The organism is Phyllobacterium sp. A18/5-2 (genome assembly GCF_025452215.1).
In the GTDB taxonomy this organism is placed as follows: Bacteria; Pseudomonadota; Alphaproteobacteria; order Rhizobiales; family Rhizobiaceae; genus Phyllobacterium; species Phyllobacterium sophorae.
Genome location: NZ_CP104966.1, coordinates 2,941,593 through 2,962,470, shown reverse-complemented (window position 1 = coordinate 2,962,470; position 20,878 = coordinate 2,941,593). Strand labels below are relative to the sequence as shown.

General features: G+C 57.0%; 17 protein-coding genes, 2 tRNA genes and 4 pseudogenes. 7 read left to right on the top strand and 16 right to left on the bottom strand.

All coding sequences use genetic code 11. The features are described 5' to 3' along the window. The first annotated feature begins 32 nt into the window (after window positions 1-32). A pseudogene (locus N8E89_RS28995) lies at window positions 33-2,118 on the top strand (adenylate/guanylate cyclase domain-containing protein). Window positions 2,119-2,439: 321 nt separating this feature from the next. Here N8E89_RS28995 and N8E89_RS29355 read toward each other — a convergent pair. The 4 genes from N8E89_RS29355 to N8E89_RS14750 form a co-directional block, all read right to left on the bottom strand. Next, on the bottom strand, window positions 2,440-2,685 hold the full coding sequence (locus tag N8E89_RS29355) for a TackOD1 domain-containing metal-binding protein (protein ID WP_410010379.1): 246 nt from the start codon (window positions 2,683-2,685) through the stop codon (window positions 2,440-2,442). A 125-nt stretch (window positions 2,686-2,810) separates the two neighbouring features. Continuing rightward, window positions 2,811-3,680: an HlyD family secretion protein gene (locus N8E89_RS14760; protein ID WP_262260352.1), complete on the bottom strand. Its 870-nt coding sequence runs from the start codon at window positions 3,678-3,680 to the stop codon at window positions 2,811-2,813. A 78-nt stretch (window positions 3,681-3,758) separates the two neighbouring features. Further along, window positions 3,759-5,015 (bottom strand): glycosyltransferase family 2 protein, encoded by a 1,257-nt coding sequence (locus tag N8E89_RS14755; protein ID WP_112759922.1) that lies wholly within the window; start codon window positions 5,013-5,015, stop codon window positions 3,759-3,761. Between the two features lie 237 nt (window positions 5,016-5,252). Further along, window positions 5,253-5,329, bottom strand: a tRNA-Asp gene (locus N8E89_RS14750). Between the two features lie 187 nt (window positions 5,330-5,516). Here N8E89_RS14750 and N8E89_RS14745 point away from each other — a divergent pair. Together N8E89_RS14745 and N8E89_RS14740 are read left to right on the top strand one after the other, a co-directional pair. Beyond that, window positions 5,517-5,592: transfer RNA gene (locus N8E89_RS14745), tRNA-Val, on the top strand. 157 nt (window positions 5,593-5,749) lie between these two features. After that, window positions 5,750-6,352, top strand: coding sequence for a HupE/UreJ family protein (locus tag N8E89_RS14740; RefSeq protein WP_162707102.1), 603 nt, complete (start codon window positions 5,750-5,752; stop codon window positions 6,350-6,352). A 68-nt stretch (window positions 6,353-6,420) separates the two neighbouring features. Here N8E89_RS14740 and lon read toward each other — a convergent pair. Continuing rightward, window positions 6,421-8,727 (bottom strand): annotated as a pseudogene (gene lon / locus N8E89_RS14735) (endopeptidase La); the annotation flags it as partial. On the opposite strand from lon, the gene N8E89_RS29350 reads away from it, so the two are divergent. Further along, window positions 8,690-8,791 (top strand): hypothetical protein, encoded by a 102-nt coding sequence (locus N8E89_RS29350; RefSeq protein ID WP_410010314.1) that lies wholly within the window; start codon window positions 8,690-8,692, stop codon window positions 8,789-8,791. The pseudogene lon and the gene N8E89_RS29350 overlap by 38 nt on opposite strands. A gap of 524 nt (window positions 8,792-9,315) precedes the next feature. On the opposite strand, the gene clpX is transcribed toward N8E89_RS29350, so the two are convergent. From clpX to N8E89_RS29345, 3 genes and pseudogenes are all read right to left on the bottom strand, one after another. Beyond that, window positions 9,316-10,590 (bottom strand): ATP-dependent Clp protease ATP-binding subunit ClpX, encoded by a 1,275-nt coding sequence (gene clpX / locus N8E89_RS14730; protein ID WP_106664975.1) that lies wholly within the window; start codon window positions 10,588-10,590, stop codon window positions 9,316-9,318. Window positions 10,591-10,799: 209 nt separating this feature from the next. Continuing rightward, entirely contained in the window at window positions 10,800-11,429 is a 630-nt protein-coding gene (locus tag N8E89_RS14725; protein WP_106664974.1) for an ATP-dependent Clp protease proteolytic subunit, read from the bottom strand. A 231-nt stretch (window positions 11,430-11,660) separates the two neighbouring features. Beyond that, window positions 11,661-11,765 (bottom strand): annotated as a pseudogene (locus N8E89_RS29345) (FAD-dependent oxidoreductase); the annotation flags it as partial. A 113-nt stretch (window positions 11,766-11,878) separates the two neighbouring features. Between N8E89_RS29345 and N8E89_RS14715 the strand changes: the two are divergent. After that, window positions 11,879-13,130: pseudogene (locus N8E89_RS14715) on the top strand (cytochrome P450). Here the strand turns inward: N8E89_RS14715 and N8E89_RS14710 are convergent. From N8E89_RS14710 to N8E89_RS14690, 5 genes are all read right to left on the bottom strand, one after another. Continuing rightward, entirely contained in the window at window positions 13,131-13,475 is a 345-nt protein-coding gene (locus tag N8E89_RS14710; RefSeq protein WP_112759926.1) for a cupin domain-containing protein, read from the bottom strand. A 4-nt stretch (window positions 13,476-13,479) separates the two neighbouring features. Then, complete coding sequence (locus N8E89_RS14705; RefSeq protein ID WP_262260344.1) at window positions 13,480-14,766, bottom strand: O-acetylhomoserine aminocarboxypropyltransferase; 1,287 nt, start codon at window positions 14,764-14,766, stop codon at window positions 13,480-13,482. 240 nt (window positions 14,767-15,006) lie between these two features. Continuing rightward, on the bottom strand, window positions 15,007-15,450 hold the full coding sequence (locus N8E89_RS14700) for a CoA-binding protein (RefSeq protein WP_245448818.1): 444 nt from the start codon (window positions 15,448-15,450) through the stop codon (window positions 15,007-15,009). After that, window positions 15,447-16,262: an enoyl-CoA hydratase gene (locus N8E89_RS14695; protein ID WP_106665008.1), complete on the bottom strand. Its 816-nt coding sequence runs from the start codon at window positions 16,260-16,262 to the stop codon at window positions 15,447-15,449. The genes N8E89_RS14700 and N8E89_RS14695 overlap by 4 nt, the downstream gene beginning before the upstream one ends. A 19-nt stretch (window positions 16,263-16,281) precedes the next feature. Further along, window positions 16,282-16,830 (bottom strand): hypothetical protein, encoded by a 549-nt coding sequence (locus tag N8E89_RS14690; protein WP_113172881.1) that lies wholly within the window; start codon window positions 16,828-16,830, stop codon window positions 16,282-16,284. Between the two features lie 253 nt (window positions 16,831-17,083). On the opposite strand from N8E89_RS14690, the gene N8E89_RS14685 reads away from it, so the two are divergent. Beyond that, window positions 17,084-17,500: a PaaI family thioesterase gene (locus N8E89_RS14685; RefSeq protein ID WP_262261917.1), complete on the top strand. Its 417-nt coding sequence runs from the start codon at window positions 17,084-17,086 to the stop codon at window positions 17,498-17,500. A 36-nt stretch (window positions 17,501-17,536) separates the two neighbouring features. Here N8E89_RS14685 and N8E89_RS14680 read toward each other — a convergent pair whose 3' ends face one another. Together N8E89_RS14680 and N8E89_RS14675 are read right to left on the bottom strand one after the other, a co-directional pair. Further along, entirely contained in the window at window positions 17,537-18,538 is a 1,002-nt protein-coding gene (locus N8E89_RS14680; RefSeq protein WP_262260341.1) for an NADP-dependent oxidoreductase, read from the bottom strand. A gap of 59 nt (window positions 18,539-18,597) precedes the next feature. Next, a complete protein-coding gene (locus N8E89_RS14675) occupies window positions 18,598-19,413 on the bottom strand; it encodes an oxidoreductase (RefSeq protein WP_262260340.1) in 816 nt (271 codons plus the stop codon). A gap of 88 nt (window positions 19,414-19,501) precedes the next feature. On the opposite strand from N8E89_RS14675, the gene N8E89_RS14670 reads away from it, so the two are divergent. Beyond that, the gene (locus tag N8E89_RS14670; protein ID WP_106664967.1) at window positions 19,502-19,933 is read left to right on the top strand and encodes a winged helix-turn-helix transcriptional regulator; all 432 of its coding nucleotides are present in this window, start codon (window positions 19,502-19,504) and stop codon (window positions 19,931-19,933) included. Window positions 19,934-20,179: 246 nt separating this feature from the next. Here the strand turns inward: N8E89_RS14670 and N8E89_RS14665 are convergent, their stop codons facing one another. Then, on the bottom strand, window positions 20,180-20,791 hold the full coding sequence (locus tag N8E89_RS14665; RefSeq protein WP_262260337.1) for a LysE family translocator: 612 nt from the start codon (window positions 20,789-20,791) through the stop codon (window positions 20,180-20,182). Between the last annotated feature and the right edge of the window lie 87 nt (window positions 20,792-20,878).

Below are 20,878 nucleotides of genomic sequence, written 5' to 3'. Positions count from 1 at the left end.
TTGAGTGACTCATCCCGCCCCCGCGCTGGGGCTTGGCGGCAAAGCTGTTTACAACCCTCGTCCTGCTTGGCGCGATCGCGGTCCTTGTGACCGGAGTGCTCGGTTACTTTCGCGCACGCGACGCCCTCGAAAAAGCAGTCTTCGACCAGCTCACGTCCGCTCGTCAGACCAAGGCGCGTCAGGTTGAAACCTATTTTCGCACGATCCATGCCGAGTTGCGCCTCCTTGCCACCTCCAAGATGGTGGTCGATGCAACGCGCGAATTCCGGATCGCAGTCGATCAGATCGACCGGGCAGGCGCGTCACCCGAATTGCGGCAGAAGGTCAGCAACTGGTATGCTGAGAACTTTATCCCCGGAATGACGCGTATTCTTGGTAAGGAGGCTGCTCTGGCCGATTACCTGCCAGTCGGTGGCGCGCCCTACTATCTGCAGTATCACTACATCGTCGCCAATCCCAATCCGGCCGAGCGGCGAAAGCTCCTCGACGACGCGGGCGACGGAAGCGACTACAGCAGGCTGCACGCCGTGTACCATCCACTGATGCGCACCGCAGCCGCAACGGTCGGTTTCTTCGACTTCATGGTGGCCGACGCCAAATCAGGTCGCCTGATCTACACAGTCGAAAAAGAAGTCGATTTCACTACGTCCCTCCAAGTCGGTCCCTACCGCGGCTCCAATGTCGCCGCCGCCGTTGCCCGTTGCGCCCTTACCCCCGACCGCTCGGCCGTGTGCCTTGAGGACTTCGCCTCTTACTCCCCCATCCGGCGGCGCACCAATCGCTTTCATGGGGGCACCGGTGATCGACGAGGGCGCCGTCATCGGCGTGCTGATCGCGCAACTGTCGAACGAGGAGATCGACAATGTCGTCACCGGTGGCCGCCGCTGGCAGCAGGAAGGGTTCGGCGGCACGGGTGAAGCCTATCTCGTCGGTCCCGATTATCTGGTGCGCTCTGGCCCGCGGGCCTACTACGAGAATCGGGATAACTACTTCGCTGAGCTCAAATCCGTCGGTGCCTCGGACGATGAGATCTCCGCCATCGGCCGTTACGGGACGCCAGTGCTGCATCAGCGCATAGACACCAAGGCTACCCGTGCCGCGCTTGCCGGTGTCGAGGGCACAGGCGAGATCATCGGCTATCGTGGCGTCCCGACGCTCGCTTCCTGGGGACCGCTGGCGATTCCTGGCGTCAAGTGGGCGCTCGTCGCGAAGATCGACAGCGCCGAGGCCTTCGCACCGATCGACCGGCTCCGCCGGGATCTGCTGCTCGTCGGCGGCTTGGCGCTGCTGGTCATAGCCGCCACTGCCGCGTGGCTGTCGCGCGCGCTGCTCGGACCGCTGCGCGAGCTCACTGCCGGAGTAAAACGCTTCGCTGCTGGTGACTACGGGACCAGCGTGCCGGTCCGCACGCGCGACGAGATTGGCCAGCTCTGCTTGGCCTTCAACGGCATGGTCGAGGATCTCAGTCAGAAGAATCTCATGATCGAGAACAAAAACCGCGAGAACGAAGAGCTACTGCTCAACGTGCTGCCGGCACCGATCGCAAATCGGCTGCGCGGCGGCGAGGAGGCAATCGCAGACGGCTTTGCCGAGGTAACGGTCGCCTTCGCAGACTTGGTCGGCTTTACGGCGCTGACATCGGAGATGCCACCACACGAGGTCGTGACGTTTCTGAACGGACTGTTCACGCGCTTCGATATCGCCGCCAATGATCTCGGAATCGAAAAGATCAAGACGGTGGGCGACGCCTATATGGCGGTGTGTGGCCTGCCCGAGCCGGTAGCCAACCACGCCGAGCGTATGGTCCGCATGGCAATACGTATGGTCCACATTACCCGCGAGCACGCCATGGAGCATAACGTCTCGATGAAGCTCCGGGTTGGCATCAACAGCGGGCCGGTGGTGGCCGGCGTCATCGGCAAGAGCAAATACATCTACGATCTATGGGGCGACACAGTGAACCTCGCGAGCCGGATGGAATCAGGTGGAATCCCCGACTCCATTCAGGTGACACGCCCGGTCTACGACCAGCTTAAGGGTCAGTTCGTCTTCGAGACCCGCGGCGCTATCGAAGTCAAAGGCAAGGGGAAAGTGGAGGCCTGGCTCTTGAGATTGTAGAGCCGTGACACCTCCTGTGCCAATTGTCCCTCCGCCTATCCGCCCTCATCGACTTTCGCCGCGGGCGCGACCAGGCCGCATTCGCCGCCTTGCGCTTCGACATCGCGGACGAGGCCCCTCTGAATTGACGAGCACAGCCAGGAGAGGACCACTTTCTATCTTTCGCACTCTCCTCTCCCTTGCGATGGGTTCGAGCTGCACGGGTGTCATCGAACTGCAAATCTGGATCGAAAGTCCGGTGCTCGCCCTATGCCAAAGATCGGAAGGCGACGGCTGACGCCGGTAGAATTGCTTTTTGTCGTCGCGCGTTCGGGCAGTCCGTCAAGGTGGCAGAATTCGTTCGCTTCCGCACTGCCCACACAGCACGCTCGTTCCCACCACTTCCCAATCTTCCCCGCGGGCCACCAATCCCCGCATACATTTGGGGCAGTGCTTTCGTTCTGAATTCCGCCCGAAATCGTATTCGGGTCCCACATAGGCACAAATCATGTGGTGGACGATCACATGCCGTTCCAGCTCAGTGGAATTGCATGCAGGGCACCGTTCAGTGAAAGACCGGTCATTCATCGTCATTACCCTGTCAGTTAAAATTGAACAGCCTTACGAGGGCCCAAGCGATATGATCGGTGAATTCCGAATAAAACATGTGAACATGCACGGTTGCGTTCAGCGTTGGTGGCAACACCCCAGGGTCAAATCGAATGCGGCCGATTTGTCCAGCCGACGGCTCGCGCAAGATCGAACTGCGCCGGGATTCTGAGCTGGTCGGAGATCGGAAGAATCTCACTGATCGTACCTGATAGCCGCGTGCGACCGTACACGACGATGACACGCTGGCCGGGACGTGGGTCGACCAGCCGAAAGTTGGGGATGTACCAATCGACGAACGTGTCGCCATCAAGAAAAATCTCCGCTATCGAGGAGCCGGCCAACATCGTCTCACCGGCGTAACTTGTACGTGGCGCAATGATGCCCCTTGCTGGCGACAAAATGCGCCCGCTATCGAATTCGCTTTTGACCGCATCGAATTGTCCGCGGATTTCCCGTCGAACCGCCTCAAGTCGTACCAGCTGTGCCGCCGCCTCCTCAGCCTCAGCCTCAAGTGCCAACAGGCTTTGGACGGCCACTGCACGCTCCCGGTACACATCGGCGCGATAAATCAGGCCAAAATCCTCTGCACTACTTGCTTTTTCCAAACGTTGGAGCGTGTCATCAGCCATACGGAATCGCGACCGGGCAGCGTCGATCGAATCGCGTGCGACGCGCGCCTTGACCCGCAGTTCGGCCTCACTGCCCGTGATCTCCGCAAGCGCCAGCAGAAGGTCTGAGGAGGTTTGATTGACTTGGGGCGAGCTCACCATGGCGATCAGCGTGCCTGCCTCAACTTTGGTACCGGGCCGCACATCCATCCGCTCCACCCGTACCACATATGGCGAGGAAATCACCGAGCGCTGGGCGGTGACCACACCCGGCCCATTGAGTAAGACGAGCGGCGCACCAAATCGGACGACAAAGAACCCAAGTATCCCGAACACGAGGGCGGCATAAACGAGATCGGACAATTCTTCCCGCGCCAGCCCGGCGGCTTTCGACCGGGTCGGGTACGTTCACGCCGAGGCGATGTACCTCGCGATTCATGGTCAAATCTCCCGCGGCGACGCGGTCGCCAGCGCTCGTCGGACGCGAGGCGGCACGTAATCATCTTGACGCGAGGCTGAAAATAGCAGTTCCGAAGAGAATGCCCAAAAGCGCACACCTTTCATCAACATGCCTTGGTAAACTGGAAAGATCGGAGCGACCAGCACGCTGAACAGTCTCGGTCGCTGGCTAAACAGGAGGCCGGTAAGCGCAAGATTGAATAAGCCCAGTACCATAAGAAGCAGACTCACTCCCGCAAGAAATTTCGGCGTGTCCGGACCGAACGCAAGGACGCAATAGGCGAGATAGAATGGCAGAGAAAGCGTCGGAACGACATCGAAGACAATGAAGTCAAGTCGCTGAAGTGTGTCCGCGAGCCCTTCCGACCTGAAGGGCCAGCACTCGCGATACTGGATGAGACGGACCCTCAGGGCATCACGGTCCCACCGCAGTCGCTGGCGGGCCAGAGCGATGAATGTTTCAGGCGCCATCGTTGATGCCCATGCATCTGGCACGAAACCAACATGATGACCGAACCGCCGCAATCGCAACGTGATTTCGAGATCCTCCCCCGGTCCTACATCGAGCCCACCGCGATCGAGGAAGATATCGCGTCTATAGAGCGAGCAGGCACCGGAGCAACAGGAGATTGCACCGATCTGCGCGAGAAAGGATTTTCCGGCACTTATGGACATCAGGTATTCGAGTGCCTGCAATTCTGTCCAGATGGTAGCGCTCTCGTTCCTGACACCTATGTTGCAGCTCACCGCCGCTAGACGTGGATCGATAAACGCCGCCGACATGCGTTCGAGCGCGGTGGAGGAAAACACCGTGTCCGGATCAACGGTCAGGATCAGATCCCCACGGGCAAAACGCGCTGCGACGTTGACGCCCGGACTGCGGCCGCAGCGGCTGGGATTGTGAATGACAAGATCGACCATGCCCTCGGCGAGCGCCTGTTCGGCTATTGCGGGTGTTTGATCCAGCGAGCCATCGTTTATGACTATTATTTCGTAAGGCGGTAATGACTGATTGTGAAGCGACACAATTGTCTGGCGAAGACCACCGGCACCGTTGAACGTGGGAATCGCGACACTGATGCGCAAGTCGGGCTTGGCTGCGCGTGGCTGACTTCTGCCGGCTACCAGAACGGCAAGAGAGACAAGCGAAATGGTGTAGCGGGGTATTTCAAAAATGAGAACGGAAAAAGCCAACAGCACCCAATCGGAGTGCCATAAGAGGAGAAGGATCCCGTACACGTTCCGCGCCTCTTTCTCTTGTTCGAGATGTTGACGACGTAGGATTTCGACGTGATCCAGAAACAAGCAAATGGCAACAAACTTGGGAAGTACGTTACAGTAAATGTGACTGCGGAATGTCCACGTGGCGCGCCATGCTAAGCGGCACACAGTGATTTGGCGGCTGTCCGAGCTGCCGATGTGCGGGCCGCCACTTTTCTCAGAAGCAATACCTATTTGATTTACTTGAGAGAAAAGTGGCGCGAGTGACGGGGCTCGAACCCGCGACCTCCGGCGTGACAGGCCGGCACTCTAACCAACTGAGCTACACCCGCGCACTTTCTTACCGAACAATTTGTCCGGCGTGAGCGGTCGTTTAAGGCGTTCGAAGGAGAGTGTCAAGCACAACTGAGCATGAAAAATGCGATTGTGAAAAACTCTTCAAACAAATCATAAAAGTGTCGCATCCCTCTTGCCAACAGCGTTCTAAACGCATAAACGCTCCCCACGCACCCTTGCGAAGGGCGATTAGCTCAGTTGGTAGAGCGCTTCGTTTACACCGAAGATGTCGGGAGTTCGAGTCTCTCATCGCCCACCATTCCATCCACTTTGAAATCAGCATCATTTCTGCTGGCAAACGTTGGTTCGCATCCTTATTGAGCAGGCGCAGCATTTTGCTCTTTCGCGGGCGCGGTTTCTACGGCAACAATGGTATCAGCACTCCTTCCAAGAACGCTGAACCATGGGAACCCCAAATGCCACTTAACCGCACCTTACGAACTGCCCTCGTCCTCGCAGCCACGCTCTATCCTGCACTCGCCTACGCCCATGTCGGCGTTGGCGAAACCAGCGGGTTCGCTCATGGCTTCACCCACCCCATTTCCGGCCTTGATCACGTGCTGGCGATGATTCTGGTTGGCGTGTTCGCTTTCCAGCTTGGCGGACGGGCGCTATGGCTCGTTCCACTCAGCTTTGTCGGCATGATGGCCGCTGGTGGCATCATGAGCATGAATGGCATTCATGTGCCGCTTATTGAGCTTGGGATTGCCCTCTCCGTCATCGTACTTGGCACAGCGGTCGCATTTGAAGTGAAGGCACCCGTGGCCATTGCCGCTGGTCTGGCCGGATTGTTTGCAATCTTCCACGGCTACGCACACGTTGCGGAAATGCCCGGCGGCGCGGGGGGCTTGGAGTATGCAGGTGGCTTCATGCTTTCCACGGCGCTGCTCCACGTTGCCGGCATCGGCCTCGGACAGGTCGTGGGCAGAAACAGCCAACGGGCAGGCTCATGCGCCTTGCGCGTCATCGGCAGTGTTTTTGCGCTTGCTGGTGCCGGAATTCTCAGCGGCGCGCTCTGAGCACCGCCCACGACCCGCGAATCAAAAAGGCCGGGCAATATCTTGCCCGGCCTTTTCTTTGTTAGCTGTTAGTGAGCGATCTGCGCTGCCGCATCGTCCTCGACAGCAGCTGGCACATGGGCCGGCTCGGTCCATTCGATCGGCTCCGGCTGGCGTATCAATGCGTGCTTGAGCACCTCATTGGCATGCGAGACCGGAATGATCTCAAGCCCGTTCTTCACATTGTCCGGAATCTCCACCAGATCCTTGGCGTTTTCTTCCGGGATCAGAACCGTCTTGATACCACCGCGCAAAGCGGCGAGCAGCTTTTCCTTCAGACCACCGATCGGCAACACCCTGCCCCGCAGCGTGATCTCGCCGGTCATGGCGATATCCTTGCGAACCGGAATGCCCGTCAGTATCGAGACGATGGCTGTAACCATCGCTATACCCGCCGACGGACCATCCTTCGGTGTTGCACCTTCCGGCACGTGGACGTGAATGTCACGCCGATCGAACAGCGGTGGCTCGACACCAAAATCGATAGCCCGTGAGCGGACATAAGATGCCGCCGCGGAAATCGATTCCTTCATCACGTCGCGCAGGTTGCCTGTCACTGTCATGCGGCCCTTGCCAGGCATCATGACGCCTTCAATAGTCAGCAATTCGCCGCCCACTTCAGTCCAGGCGAGACCCGTGACCACACCAACCTGATCTTCACCATCGATCTGGCCAAACCGGAACTTCTCAACACCGAGATATTCATCGATGTTCGATTCCGTAACCTTTACCGACTTCTTCTTGGTCTTCATGATTTCGGTAACGGCCTTGCGGGCCAACTTCATCAATTCACGCTCAAGATTACGGACACCGGCTTCCCGCGTGTAATTGCGGATGATGGCGCGGATGGCGCTCTCAGAGACCGAAAACTCCTTCGGCTGCAATGCATGATCACGGATAGCCTTGGGCAAAAGGTGCCGCTTGGCGATCTCCAGCTTCTCATCTTCGGTGTAACCGGCAATCCGGATGATCTCCATACGATCCATCAATGGACCCGGGATATTCAGCGTATTGGCGGTCGTCACGAACATTACATTCGAAAGGTCGTACTCAACCTCGAGATAATGATCCATGAACGTTGAGTTCTGTTCCGGATCAAGCACCTCGAGCAAAGCCGATGACGGGTCACCGCGGAAATCCTGGCCCATCTTGTCGATTTCATCGAGCAGGAAGAGCGGGTTGGACTTTTTCGCCTTCTTCATCGACTGAATGACCTTGCCGGGCATCGAGCCAATGTACGTGCGGCGGTGCCCCCGAATTTCGGCCTCATCGCGCACGCCGCCAAGCGACATGCGGATATATTCGCGGCCGGTAGCCTTGGCGATCGAGCGGGCGAGCGACGTCTTGCCAACGCCGGGAGGGCCAACGAGGCAGAGGATCGGGCCCTTGATCTTGGTCGAACGGGCCTGCACTGCCAAGTATTCTACAATGCGGTCCTTGACCTTATCCAGGCCATAATGTTCGGCATCGAGAATTTCGTCGGCGAGATTGAGGTCGTTCTTGATCTTCGACTTCTTACCCCATGGGATGGTCAGCAGCCAGTCGAGGTAATTGCGAACGACAGTCGCCTCAGCGGACATCGGGCTCATCTGCCGCAGCTTCTTCAGCTCGGCATTGGCCTTTTCGCGCGCTTCCTTCGACAGTTTTGTCTTCTTGATCCGGTCTTCCAGTTCCGCGGCCTCATCGCGGCCATCTTCACCGTCGCCGAGTTCCTTCTGGATCGCCTTCATCTGTTCATTCAGATAGTATTCGCGTTGGGTCTTCTCCATCTGGCGCTTGACGCGCGAGCGGATACGCTTTTCGACCTGCAGAACGGAAATTTCTGATTCCATGAACGACATTGCCTTCTCCAGCCGTGCACGCACGGAAAGGATAGACAGCATGTCCTGCTTTTCAGGAATCTTGATCGCGAGATGTGAGGCGACCGTATCAGCCAGCTTCGAGTAATCCTCGATCTGTCCGGCGGCACCAACGACCTCAGGCGATATCTTCTTGTTCAGTTTTACGTAGTTCTCAAAGTCCGACACGACCGAGCGGGCGAGCGCTTCGATTTCGACCGGATCCTCGTCCGGTTCGGCGAGCGTCACCGCATTAGCTTCGTGGTAATCCTCACGTTCGCTGAAGCTGGTGATTTCAGCGCGGGCGATACCCTCGACCAGGACCTTTACCGTGCCGTCAGGCAATTTCAGCAATTGCAGAACGTTGGCGATAGTTCCTACCGTGTAGATCGCATCGGCCTGCGGATCGTCGTCCGCAGCATTCTTCTGTGTGGCAAGCAGGATTTGCTTGTCGACGCCCATGACTTCCTCAAGCGCGCGAATGGATTTTTCGCGCCCGACGAAGAGTGGAACGATCATATGTGGGAAGACAACGATATCGCGCAACGGCAGAACGGCATAAAGCCCGCTCTCGCCACCCGCCAGTGTCTTCTTGCTTGCAACGGTCATTTCGTGTCCTTTCTCAGGCCATTTGGCCAGATCGCCACATCCGGGTACCCTTTGATTACATGATCTTCACCAAGACTGGATCCCCTTGTCAGGAGTACAACCCGGGTCTTTAGAACCATGCGTTGAGCGGCGTACTACCAGTTGTGCAGCTTAACCCTTACTTGGAGTGGCGGCCTGCTTGTTTCAAGCATCCCGGCTTCAAGCGTATTCACAGAATCGTAATCTATCCTGCTCCTGCAAAAGCCGGAGCGCAATCTTTTGCAACGCAACACACCTTTCGAACAGGCGATTTTTCGTGGAAATCATCGCACTGCCACTCAGTCGCGGCATTTCGAGACCCCACGTTTCCCTGTAAAATCCTGCACTACATCCGACCCCACGTAAATATTGTTTCGTGGCACAATTAAGATGCGGCGAAAAACAGAAAAGCTCCGCGTGATGCGGAGCTTTCCCTTCGGTCACAATATCTCCAATGAATCAGGCGGAAACATTGCCTTTTTCTTCTTTACGCTCAGCGTAGATGTAGAGAGGTCTCGAATTACCCTCGACCACATCCCCCGAGATCACGACTTCCTGCACGCCATCGAGAGTTGGCAGCTCATACATGGTGTCGAGAAGTATTTTCTCCATGATTGAACGCAGTCCGCGTGCACCGGTCTTGCGGGCAATCGCCTTCTTTGCAATCGCCTTCAGTGCGTCCTCATGGAATGTCAGCTCGACGTTTTCCATATCGAACAGGCGCTGATACTGCTTGACCAAGGCATTCTTGGGTTCAGACAGGATCTGCACCAAAGCGACTTCATCCAGATCTTCCAGCGTTGCAATGACCGGAAGACGACCGACGAATTCCGGGATCAGACCGAATTTCAACAGATCTTCCGGCTCGAGCTCGCGGAAGATCGCACCAACGCGGCGATCGTCCGGCGCCTTGACTGCAGCGCTGAATCCGATCGACGTCTTCTCGCCGCGAGCCGAAATGATTTTATCTAGACCCGCAAAAGCACCGCCGCAGATGAACAGTATGTTCGTTGTATCCACCTGCAGGAATTCCTGCTGCGGATGCTTACGCCCGCCTTGCGGCGGCACGGAAGCAACAGTGCCTTCCATGATCTTCAGCAGCGCCTGCTGGACACCCTCGCCCGACACGTCCCGGGTAATCGAAGGATTGTCCGATTTGCGGCTGATCTTGTCCACTTCGTCGATGTAGACAATACCACGCTGCGCTCGTTCGACATTGTAGTCGGCCGACTGGAGCAGCTTGAGGATAATGTTTTCGACGTCCTCGCCAACATAGCCAGCCTCGGTGAGCGTCGTCGCATCGGCCATGGTAAACGGCACGTCGATAATGCGGGCAAGCGATTGTGCCAGATAGGTTTTGCCGCAACCGGTTGGGCCAACAAGGAGAATGTTGGATTTTGCCAGTTCGACTTCATTGTTTTTCGATGCGTGGGCCAACCGCTTGTAGTGGTTGTGCACCGCGACAGAGAGAACACGCTTGGCATGGCTCTGACCAATGACGTAGTCATCGAGAACAGCCATGATTTCCTGCGGCGTCGGGACGCCTTCACGGGATTTCACCATCGAGGACTTATTTTCCTCGCGGATGATGTCCATGCACAATTCGACGCACTCATCACAGATAAATACAGTCGGGCCCGCAATCAGCTTGCGAACTTCATGCTGGCTCTTCCCGCAAAACGAGCAATAAAGCGTATTCTTGGAATCGCCGCCGCCGTTGCTGACTTTGCTCATTGCAGTTTCCTTTCAATATCGGTCCCGCTCTCCCGGGTCCGCCACTTCCTCCAGGTGGAAGTGAATAGTCATATGCAGAATAGGCTTCCTAACTCACCAATGACTTAACGTAACGTCTGTTGGCCTCTATGCAAGCCGGATGTGTGGCAGAAAGTCCGCAACCGGGTCAAAAAATGTGCATTTTCGACCCGGCCGGGCAATTTAGCCGATTACTTTCCTTCGCCTTCGATGATCGCACGCGATTCAAGCACCTTGTCGATCAGACCAAACTCGAGTGATTCCGTCGCGGTCATGAAATGATCGCGGTCCAGTGTCCGCTCGATCGTGTCATAGTCGCGGCCCGTATGCTTGACGTAGATTTCGTTCAGACGGCGCTTCAACTTGATGATGTCCTGGGCATGACGTTCGATGTCGGATGCTTGCCCCTGGAAACCGCCCGAAGGCTGGTGCAGCATGATGCGGGCGTTCGGCAGAACGAAGCGCATATCCTTTTCACCAGCGGTCAGGAGTAGCGATCCCATTGATGCTGCCTGACCGAAGCAAAGCGTGGATACGGCCGGGCGGATAAATTGCATCGTGTCATAAATCGCCATGCCGGAGGTGACAACACCACCTGGCGAGTTGATGTACATGCTGATTTCTTTTTTCGGATTCTCCGATTCAAGGAAAAGCAACTGCGCGCAGATCAGCGTCGCCATGCCGTCCTCGATCGGTCCGGTAATAAAGATGATGCGTTCTTTCAGCAGGCGCGAGAAAATATCATAGGCCCGCTCGCCCCGATTGGTCTGTTCGACGACCATGGGCACGAGGTTCATAGCTGTTTCGATTGGATCTCTCATCGGTGGGCCTCAGCGTTTTGGAGAATGAGGAGCTCAAATACCCCAGATCTCGTGGATTACACATTCGATACATAGGGCGTAGCCACCCGGTTCCGCAAGATGTTCGCGCCGTGATCCTTCGCAAGGTGATTACTCACGACTGACGATCAAGCGCTTCTGCCCTCAGCCAGCGCCGAAGCAAAGGCATGTCACCATCGTTAATGAACCGGGCGACGCGACGACCGACCGCAGCGGGATCCCCCCTTGCTCAATGAGTGTTACCGAGTGGCCCGCCTTGGTTAATGACCACGCAGTCGACAGACCGGCTATTCCTGCGCCGACAATGGTGATTTTCATGATCAGGTCCTGCTATGTCTTGGGAAAGAGCGAGATCTCGAGCCAAATATGAAACGGATTGTGGCCAGTTCTCAATGGCTGCGGTCAATTTTGCATAGACGGAAAATTCATCGATGTCCCTGTCCCGTCCTTCATCGTTCCATTTCGACCCGAATAACCGGCGTCTGCGCCTTGATCCGCACGACCGGACATTTTTCCAGAATCCTTATCCCGCCTACGCGTTGCTTCATGAGGAAACGCAGTCTTTCTTCTGGGAGGATTACGGCTTCTGGTGTTTCATCGGCTATGACGCTGTCAATAAATTGCTGCGCGACCGCCGCTTCGGCCGGGAAAAGCGCTACAGCGCAGCGGATTCACAAGGCGTTGCCGGCGACCGCTCGCACTTGAAGCATTTCGACCATATCGAAAAATTCTCGATGCTGGAGCTGGAGCCGCCGGCCCACACACGCCTGCGCACGCTGGTCAACCGCGCGTTCGTTTCGCGTCAGGTCGAGCGTTTGCGTCCACGGATTGAGGCGCTTGCTCATGAATTGATCGACCGGCTCGAGCCGGAGGGCGAAGCCGATCTCATCGGCGAATTCGCAACGCCAATCCCGGTGACGATCATTGCGGAGATGCTAGGAGTCCCGACGGAGACTACACCGCAACTGCTCGACTGGTCGCATCGCATTGTCGCGATGTATATGCATGGCCGCAATCGCCAGTCGGAAAACAGTGCCAATGCAGCGGCGGCGGAATTCGCCAGCTTCTTGCGCGATTATGCCGGACGCCGGCGCGCAGATCCGGCCGACGACCTTCTCAGCCTGCTGCTTGCGGCCGAATCCGATGGTTCAAGACTTTCGGAAGACGAGCTTATTACCACGGCGATCCTGCTGCTCAATGCAGGGCATGAGGCCACCGTGCACCAGACTGGCAATGCCGTGAAGTCGGTCCTCGAATGCGGTAGCGATCCAGCGAGATTGTTCGCGGACGCGGAAAGCACGGTCAAAACAGTGGAGGAGTGCCTTAGATCTCGACGCGCCCCTGCACATGTTCACGCGTTATGCCTATGAGGAGATCGATCTTGGCGGGGGCGTTCTGCTCAAGCCAGGCAACCAGATAGGGCTGATGCTGGGCGCCGGCAACCGCGATCCGAGTGCCTTTGCTTCACCTGATGCGTTTATGCCAGGTCGTGACGATCAGAAGAACCTGTCATTCGGAGCGGGTATTCATTTCTGTATCGGCGCACCACTCGCGCGGCTCGAACTTCAGGTTGCATTGAAGGTGCTGTTCGAACGCTTGCCCGGCCTGCGGTTCAAGAAAGCGCCAATTTGCCGTGATACTTACCATTTTCATGGTCTGGAGAGGCTGGATGTCGAGTGGTGATCAAAGCCTGATCACGTATTCCTTGCGGGTTGTCTCAAGCACTTCCCATGTTCCGCGAAATCCTGGTCGCAATGTAAAACTATCGCCTGCTGCGACGTGGTGTTCTTCGCCGCCATCTTCCGCGATGATCGATCGCCCTGACAGGATATGGCAGAACTCCCATTCGTCATAGGCGATTCTCCACTTGCCGGGAGTTGCCTCCCAGATCCCCGCATAGATCCCGCCTTCGGCCTCGTCGCAATTCCAGGTGCGGAACTGCGGATCGCCGGAAATGACGCGCTCGGGTTTGGGCGTTCCATGTTCCGGATCGATGCCGTCGAAATCGATTTTTATGAACTGTTTCATGGATTTAACCTGCTTTTGCAAGTGCCTGTTCAAGATCGGCGATAATGTCCTCGACGCTCTCGATGCCAATAGATAGCCGTACCACATCCGGCCCCGCACCGGCGGCAATTTTTTGCTCGTCGCTCAGCTGCCGGTGGGTCGTGGATGCTGGATGGATGATCAGTGATTTCGTATCGCCAAGATTGGCGAGATGCGAGAAGAGCTCCAGATTTTCCACGAGTTTAACGCCGGCGTCATAACCGTCTTTGAGCCCAAAGGTGAAGACGGAACCCGCCCCCTTTGGAGCGTATTTCTTCTGCAACGCATTGTAAGGATCTTCGGGAAGTCCAGCATAACTGACCCACGCCACTTTCTCGTTTCTCGTCAGCCACTTAGCTACAATTAATGCATTATCGACATGACGCTGCATGCGCAGAGGCAAGGTCTCAATCCCCGTCAGAATCTGGAATGCGTTGAAGGGCGAGAGCGCCGGCCCGAGATCGCGCAAGCCAAGCACGCGGCAGGCGATTGCAAAAGCGAAATTTCCAAAGGTTTCATGCAAGACAACGCCGTTATATTCCGAACGCGGCTCCGACAGCAGCGGGTAATTGCCCGATTTCGACCAGTCGAACGTACCACAGTCGACGATGACGCCACCCATCGAATTGCCATGGCCGCCAAGGAACTTCGTTGCAGAATGCACAATGATATCAGCACCATGTTCGATCGGCCGGACGAGATAAGGCGATGCCAGAGTGTTGTCGACGATGAGCGGGAGGCCATGCCGATGGGCGATCTCGGCAATAGCGGCGATGTCGGTGATGATGCCGCCAGGGTTGGCGATGCTCTCGATGAAGATGGCGCGGGTACGCTCGTCGATCTGGGTCTCGAAGGAGGAAAGGTCATCCGCTTCGGCCCAGCGCACGCGCCAGTCGAACGACTTGAACGATTGGCCGAACTGGTTGATCGACCCGCCGTAAAGCTTGTTCGAGGCAACGAAATTGTCACCTGGCTGCATCAGCGTGTGAAATGCCAGAAGTTGCGCTGCATGGCCCGATGCCACCGCAAGCGCCGCCGTGCCGCCCTCAAGTGCTGCTACACGTTCTTCCAATACCGCGTTGGTTGGATTGGTTATTCTGGTGTAAATATTGTCGAAGGCTTTCAACCCGAACAATGACGCGGCATGATCAGCGTCGTCGAATACGAACGCTGTCGTCTGGTAAATTGGCGTCGCTCTTGCCCCGGTCGCAGGGTCTGGTTTAGCGCCCGCATGGACCGCAAGTGTTTCGATTCCAGGTGCGCGATGCGCCATATTTGTCTCCATGTCATTGGGCTGGTTTGATCAGGCTATGGGATTGCGAGGCTGGCGCCAAGCAGGCATTTCCGCAACCGAATACAATCTATATTCGTCCTGCAATTGAGATCTCGTAAGCCATTTTTGTGGATTCTTGAGCACGAATCCCTCGTAGTTGAGCAGGAATTACCTGCACACGAGAAATTTCCGCGTCAGTATGGCCGAAGCGCGGTGCGTATCAATGCGACAGCCGGAAATTCAGGATTCATCCATTCCGAGCAGGGCGTATTCGATCGCCGGACAGCGATCCATTATGACCGTGATACCGGCCGCCTCGGCTCTGACTGCCGCGGCTTCATGGCGCACGCCAAGCTGCATCCAGATCACTTTCGGCAAAGGCTTCACCGCCAGCACCTCACCGACCAGATCCGGGACCGCAAAGGAGTTGCGGAAGACATCGACCATATCGATTGGTACCGGAATGTCGGCAAGATGGGCGTAGACCTTCTGCCCGAGAAGCTCCTTGCCGGCCAGGCCCGGATTGACCGGGATAACCTGATAACCTTTGGCCAGCAGGAATTGCATGACGGTGTGGCTCGGCCGCTGTTCCTTGGCGGACGCTCCGACCAGGGCGATGCTCCTGACCGAGGAAAGGATGCTGCGGATGAGACTGTCGGAGTAGTGATTATGATCCTGCATCATTCGCCCTTCCACTCGGGCTGACGCTTTTCGATAAATGCATTGATGCCCTCTTCCGCATCCAGCGCCAGCATGTTGTCTACCATTACTTGCGCGGCATATTCGTAAGCCTCCGTCAGCCCCATCTCCACCTGCCTGTAGAACGCCTCCTTGCCGATCTTCACCGTCAAAGGTGATTTGGCAGCAATGGTTTGCGCATATTTCCTGACAATCGGTCCGAGATACTCCTGGGGCACGACGCGGTTGACCAATCCGAATTCACGGGCCGTCGAAGCATCGATGGTCTCGCCGGTCAGGAGCATCTCCATCGCCTGCTTGCGGGATACGTTGCGTGAAAGAGCCACCATCGGCGTCGAACAGAAAAGGCCGATATTGACGCCGGGCGTGCAGAACGTCGATTTGTCGGTACAGATCGCGAGATCACAAGACGCGACCAGCTGGCAACCCGCCGCGGTCGCCAGACCATTGACAGCGGCGATAACAGGTTTGGGATGGCGGACGATCGCTTGCATCAGCTCGGCGCAAAGCTGCATGGTCTTTTCGAAGAAGTCCCTGCCCCGATCTGCATCCTTACGATGGGCACTGAGTTCCTTCAGATCATGTCCCGCGGAAAACAATTTCTGCGCGGAGTCGACGATAATGACACGAACCGCGACGTCATCCCGCGCCGATTGGAGATGATCGAGCAGCAATTGCATCATTGCCAGAGAAAGTGCATTAGCCGGCGGGTTCTGCAAAGTCAGCCGCAATATCCCGCCCGACAATTCATACCCGACGATCGGCTCTCCTTGGCGGATGGCGTGGACTTCTCCCATTTCGTTCCTCTTTCGGCAACTATTGCGCAGGCGGCGCCCATAGCTCATAGAATGGTTTCAATGTGCGCAAATGGCGCCGGACAATGGCCATGTTCGCCTCGTCCGGTTTTGCATTCTCCACCTTGGCAAGTCCAGCCTTCAAACCCTCGATCATATCTGCCTTTTCCTGATCAGTCAGATTGGACATCGCAGGAATCGCGCCGATCGCCTTGTCCACTTCCTGCCGCGGATCGGGATTGGTCACCCAATGATAAGTGACCATAATTGTATTGGTAGTATCGACCCAGTCTGCAAAGCTGGCAAAGCCAAATTCTGCTGCCTTCTTATCCAATATCGCCTTTCTCTGTTCCGCTTCACCTTTGCCGTCCAGTTCCCGAATCGTGGCGGCCACGGGGGCAAATCCATAGAGAAAGCGCGTGACCATATCTTCGGTCAAAGCGACTGGGTGGTCAGGCAGACTAAAGGCTTGAACGGTTTGCACAGGCGGTGGCGGCGTTTGCGTCGCGAGGAACCCCGCATAGGCAAGCGCGGCAAAACAGGTTGCAACAATTAATCCTGGCGGTTTCATCACTGGCATCCTTGTAAAGACGATGCGAACTACAAGAGCATTCTTGTCCTATATAGAGCCCGTTCTGTTCCCGGATGGCGAGGCGATCGACGCGGAAAGCGGCGAGGCCGATAAAACACATCGGTCTTGCCAAATGCCTCGACCTTGTCCACAAATTCCCTCCGGCAGAACAACCCGTATGGACAAAACTTGCCCTACAAATAGCAGTGAAATCTTTAAGAAAACAGGCGGAGGCAGGTTTGTGGGGATATTGATGGATGTGGAAGCGCTTTCATCCTTTCTGGAACGTGAATTTCCGCAGGTAAATGCTGATGGAATGGCATTCACCGTGACGGATGCCGGTGCCGGCTTCGCATCGATGCGGCTCGACCCGATGGACCGCCATTTGCGCCCAGGTGGCACGGTTTCCGGACCGACCCTTTTTGCGCTGGCCGACCTAACCGCCTATGTCGCCATCCTTGCGCAGATCGGGCCGGTGGCCCTGGCGGTAACGACAAACCTGAACATCAATTTCCTGCGCAAGCCTGAGCTCGGGCCCATCGACGCCACGGCCAAGCTGCTGAAACTCGGCAAGCGGCTCGCGGTGGTCGACATTTTTATGACCAGCGCCGTCAACGGCGAACTGGTGGCACATGCAACCTCGACCTATTCGATCCCGCCGCAGGCATAGCTGCCACACTGCCAGTGATCGCCCCTGGCCCACCCATCATTTGACAGCGACGACCACCTTTCCCTTCGCACGACCCGTTTCGACATAGTCCAGCGCCTCATTGGTCTTCTCGAACGGAAAGACCCGATCCACAACCGGTCGTAAGGCACCTGCCTCGATCAGAGAGGTAATCTGACCAAGCTGCGCGCCATTGGCCGTCATGAAGTGGAAGGAATAGCCGATGCCTTGGCGTTTCGATTTTCTCCTGATGCCGAAACTCAGCAGGCGCATGACCAGTCGAAGCAGCCAGCCGGAACCGTTCTGCCTCGCGAAATCCGGGTCCGGCGGACCGGAAATCGAGATCAGTTTCCCGCCCGGTTTCAGCACACCAAGCGATTTCTCCAGCGTGTCTTTGCCGAGGCTGTTCAGTACGACGTCGTAATCCTGCAGGACCTCCTCGAAGTTGTCCTTCTTGTAGTCGATCACGGCATCTGCGCCGAGCCCTTCGACGAGATCGACATTTGCTGTGCTTGTGGTCGTCGCCACATAAGCCCCGAGATGCCTGGCAAGCTGGATCGCGATCGTGCCCACGCCGCCCGAGCCGGCATGGATCAGGATTTTCTGCCCCTTCTGCAGGTTGGCCCGCTCGACAAGCACCTGCCATGCCGTCAGGGCGACAAGCGGAATGGATGCGGCCTCTACCATGGTCAGGTTGTCCGGCTTCATCGCGACATCGGCCTCGTCCATGGCGATATATTCGGCAAATGTCCCGATGCGATCCTGGGCCGGACGTGCATAGACCTCGTCACCGGGCTTGAACCGCCGGACATTGGCGCCGACCCGGACCACGACGCCCGCCAAATCGTTGCCGAGGATAAGTGGAAGGCGGTATGGCAGGATGAGCTTGAACTCGCCATCTCTGATCTTGGCATCCAGAACATTCACACTGGCGGCATGAATCTCCACCATCACATCATTCTCACGCAGTTCCGGCTCCGGACTTTCCGTGAAGCGCAGGGCACCATTTTTGACATAGCGGTCGATCAGGAATGATTTCATAAGAACAAACTTTCGATTCTGCGGTCAGGCGGCGACGCCAATAATGTGGCGATGGACGTTCAGTCCGGAAGCCTACTGAACTTCCGCAAGTTCTTGTCGACGAAGGACTCCGGCAGGAAGCGGCGCATAAACCGGACTTGCGCGGCCGCTTTGCCTGCAGTGTAGCGCCTCTTGGGCGATGCCGCATTGGCGGCCCTTACCACCGCTGCGGCGACCACCTCGGGTGCGTCACCCTTTTCAATGACTTCCCGCATCTGCGTCTCCGCGTAGGCACGAATAGTCTCATAGACGGGAAGCGGCTGGTCCGGCCGGGTGAGGTTCTCTTCAAAGGATGTGCGGGTCGCACCTGGCTCGACAAGCACAACGCGGATGCCCTGCGTTCTAACCTCGTGGTCGAGAGATCCTGAATAGCCCTCGATAGCGTGTTTGGTCGATGCGTAGAGCGCATTATAGGGAGCGGGAATGAGCCCGAGTATCGAACTCAGGTTGATAATTCGGCCCTTTTGCTGGCGTCGCATTGCGGGCAGGACTGCATTTGTCATTCGCAGGACGCCGAACACGTTCACGTCGAACACAGCCTTCGCCTGTGCCGCAGAGGACTCTTCAGCGCCGCCGAGCAGCCCGATCCCGGCATTGTTGACCAGTAGATCGATCTGCCCGGTGCGGCTTAGAACGTCATCCACGACCGCCTGTACCGATGCGTCATCGGTTACATCGCAGATCAGCATCGTGATCCCGTCCGCGGTATCCGACATTGGCTTTCGGCTGGTGCCGAAGACACGATAGCCATCGCGCCGCAGCGCTTTTGCCGTCACCAGCCCGATTCCGGAGGAAGCGCCCGTTACCAAGGCGACGCGGGGTTCTGTCTTGCTCATTGCTTTTGCCTTCATTTTGTCGTGGAACATCGATGAATAATCAGTTACTATGGATTTAGTAGTAAGTCACTATCAAAAAGATATCGACATGAAGAATCTTTCAAACCAGCCATGCCTGATCGCCCGGAGCCTCGCCCTCGTGGGCGATGCATGGAGCATGCTGATCATGCGGGATGCCCATGCGGGCCTCACCCGTTTTGATGAATTCCGCAAGAGTCTGGGTATCGCGCCGACGATGCTGACGGGGCGACTTTCAGCCCTGACTGACGAGGGGCTGCTGGAGAAACGCCGTTATTCCGACCGCCCGCCCCGGGACGAATATGTGCTGACGGAAGCTGGCCGCGATTTTCTGCCGGTGCTGTTTGCTATCGGTGCGTGGGGACGCAAGCATCGCGGCGGGGGAAATGTCACCCGTTTCTTCGACGCCGAGACCGGAACGGAGATCGACCCGGTTACCATTGATCGTGAGACCGGCGCTCCCGTCGGAACACGCCCCATTCGTATTGCCGCACCCGAATGAGCGCCGGCACGGGACATGAAGCAGCGCCTGACGATGCCCATTGGAAGCCCCGCTCCGGCATCAACTCAAGCTTGCACCAGGAAAGAGGCTGGGAGGCGATGCGCAGCCGTGGAGTCGTCGGGACACCGGCGGTTTGGTTCACCCAAAAGGTGTAATCCTTTCGGAGTAACCTGCGGCGACGGCCTTGCCGTCGATCCCCGTTGAAGAGGACGAAGTCGCGGAGCCGGCCATTTCCGGCCGCAACCGCTAGCTCACAGCAAGCCTCGCGGCGGCAACGATCAGAAGCCCACCGGCCGCGCCTTCAACGCATCTGCGATGATGATCGCTGAAACCGCCGCGCTTGCCAGCGGCCGCAACGACGAAACTCAGAATTGTGTAGATAAGGCCGCACAAGCCAATGAAGAGTGCAGAGAGCATCGACGCTTGCAGGGCGATGTTTCCTTCATGGCGGATGAATTGCGGCAGGATGGCAAAATAGATCATCATCCCCTTGGGGTTGAGGAACGCGGTCAAGAAACCCCGTTGAAGCTGATTTTTGTTCGCCGCGGTCACCAGAGTAAGAATGCCGGCCTTCATGGCCGACTTGATAAGCTGGAAAGCCAGGTAGGCCAGGTAGGCGACGCCGACCCAGCGAAGTGCGGCGAAGAGACCCGGTGAGGCCGCGACGATGGCGGCTACACCCAGGGCCACCAGCGCCGAGTGCACAATGTAGCCGATGCAGACACCTGCCGTTGACCGCAGGCCGGCCGGTGCTCCGCCGGAAAGTGCTTGCGAAGCCACAAACAGCATATCCGGACCCGGGGTACAGATGAGCGGGAGTACAGTGGCAGCGAAGAGGAGCAAAGTCGTCGTTTCCATGACTGGCATCATAGGCCCGGATGCACGCAACCGGGTTGCGTAGATGCCAATTTTTATTACATAATTGGCATCGAAATCAGGGAACTA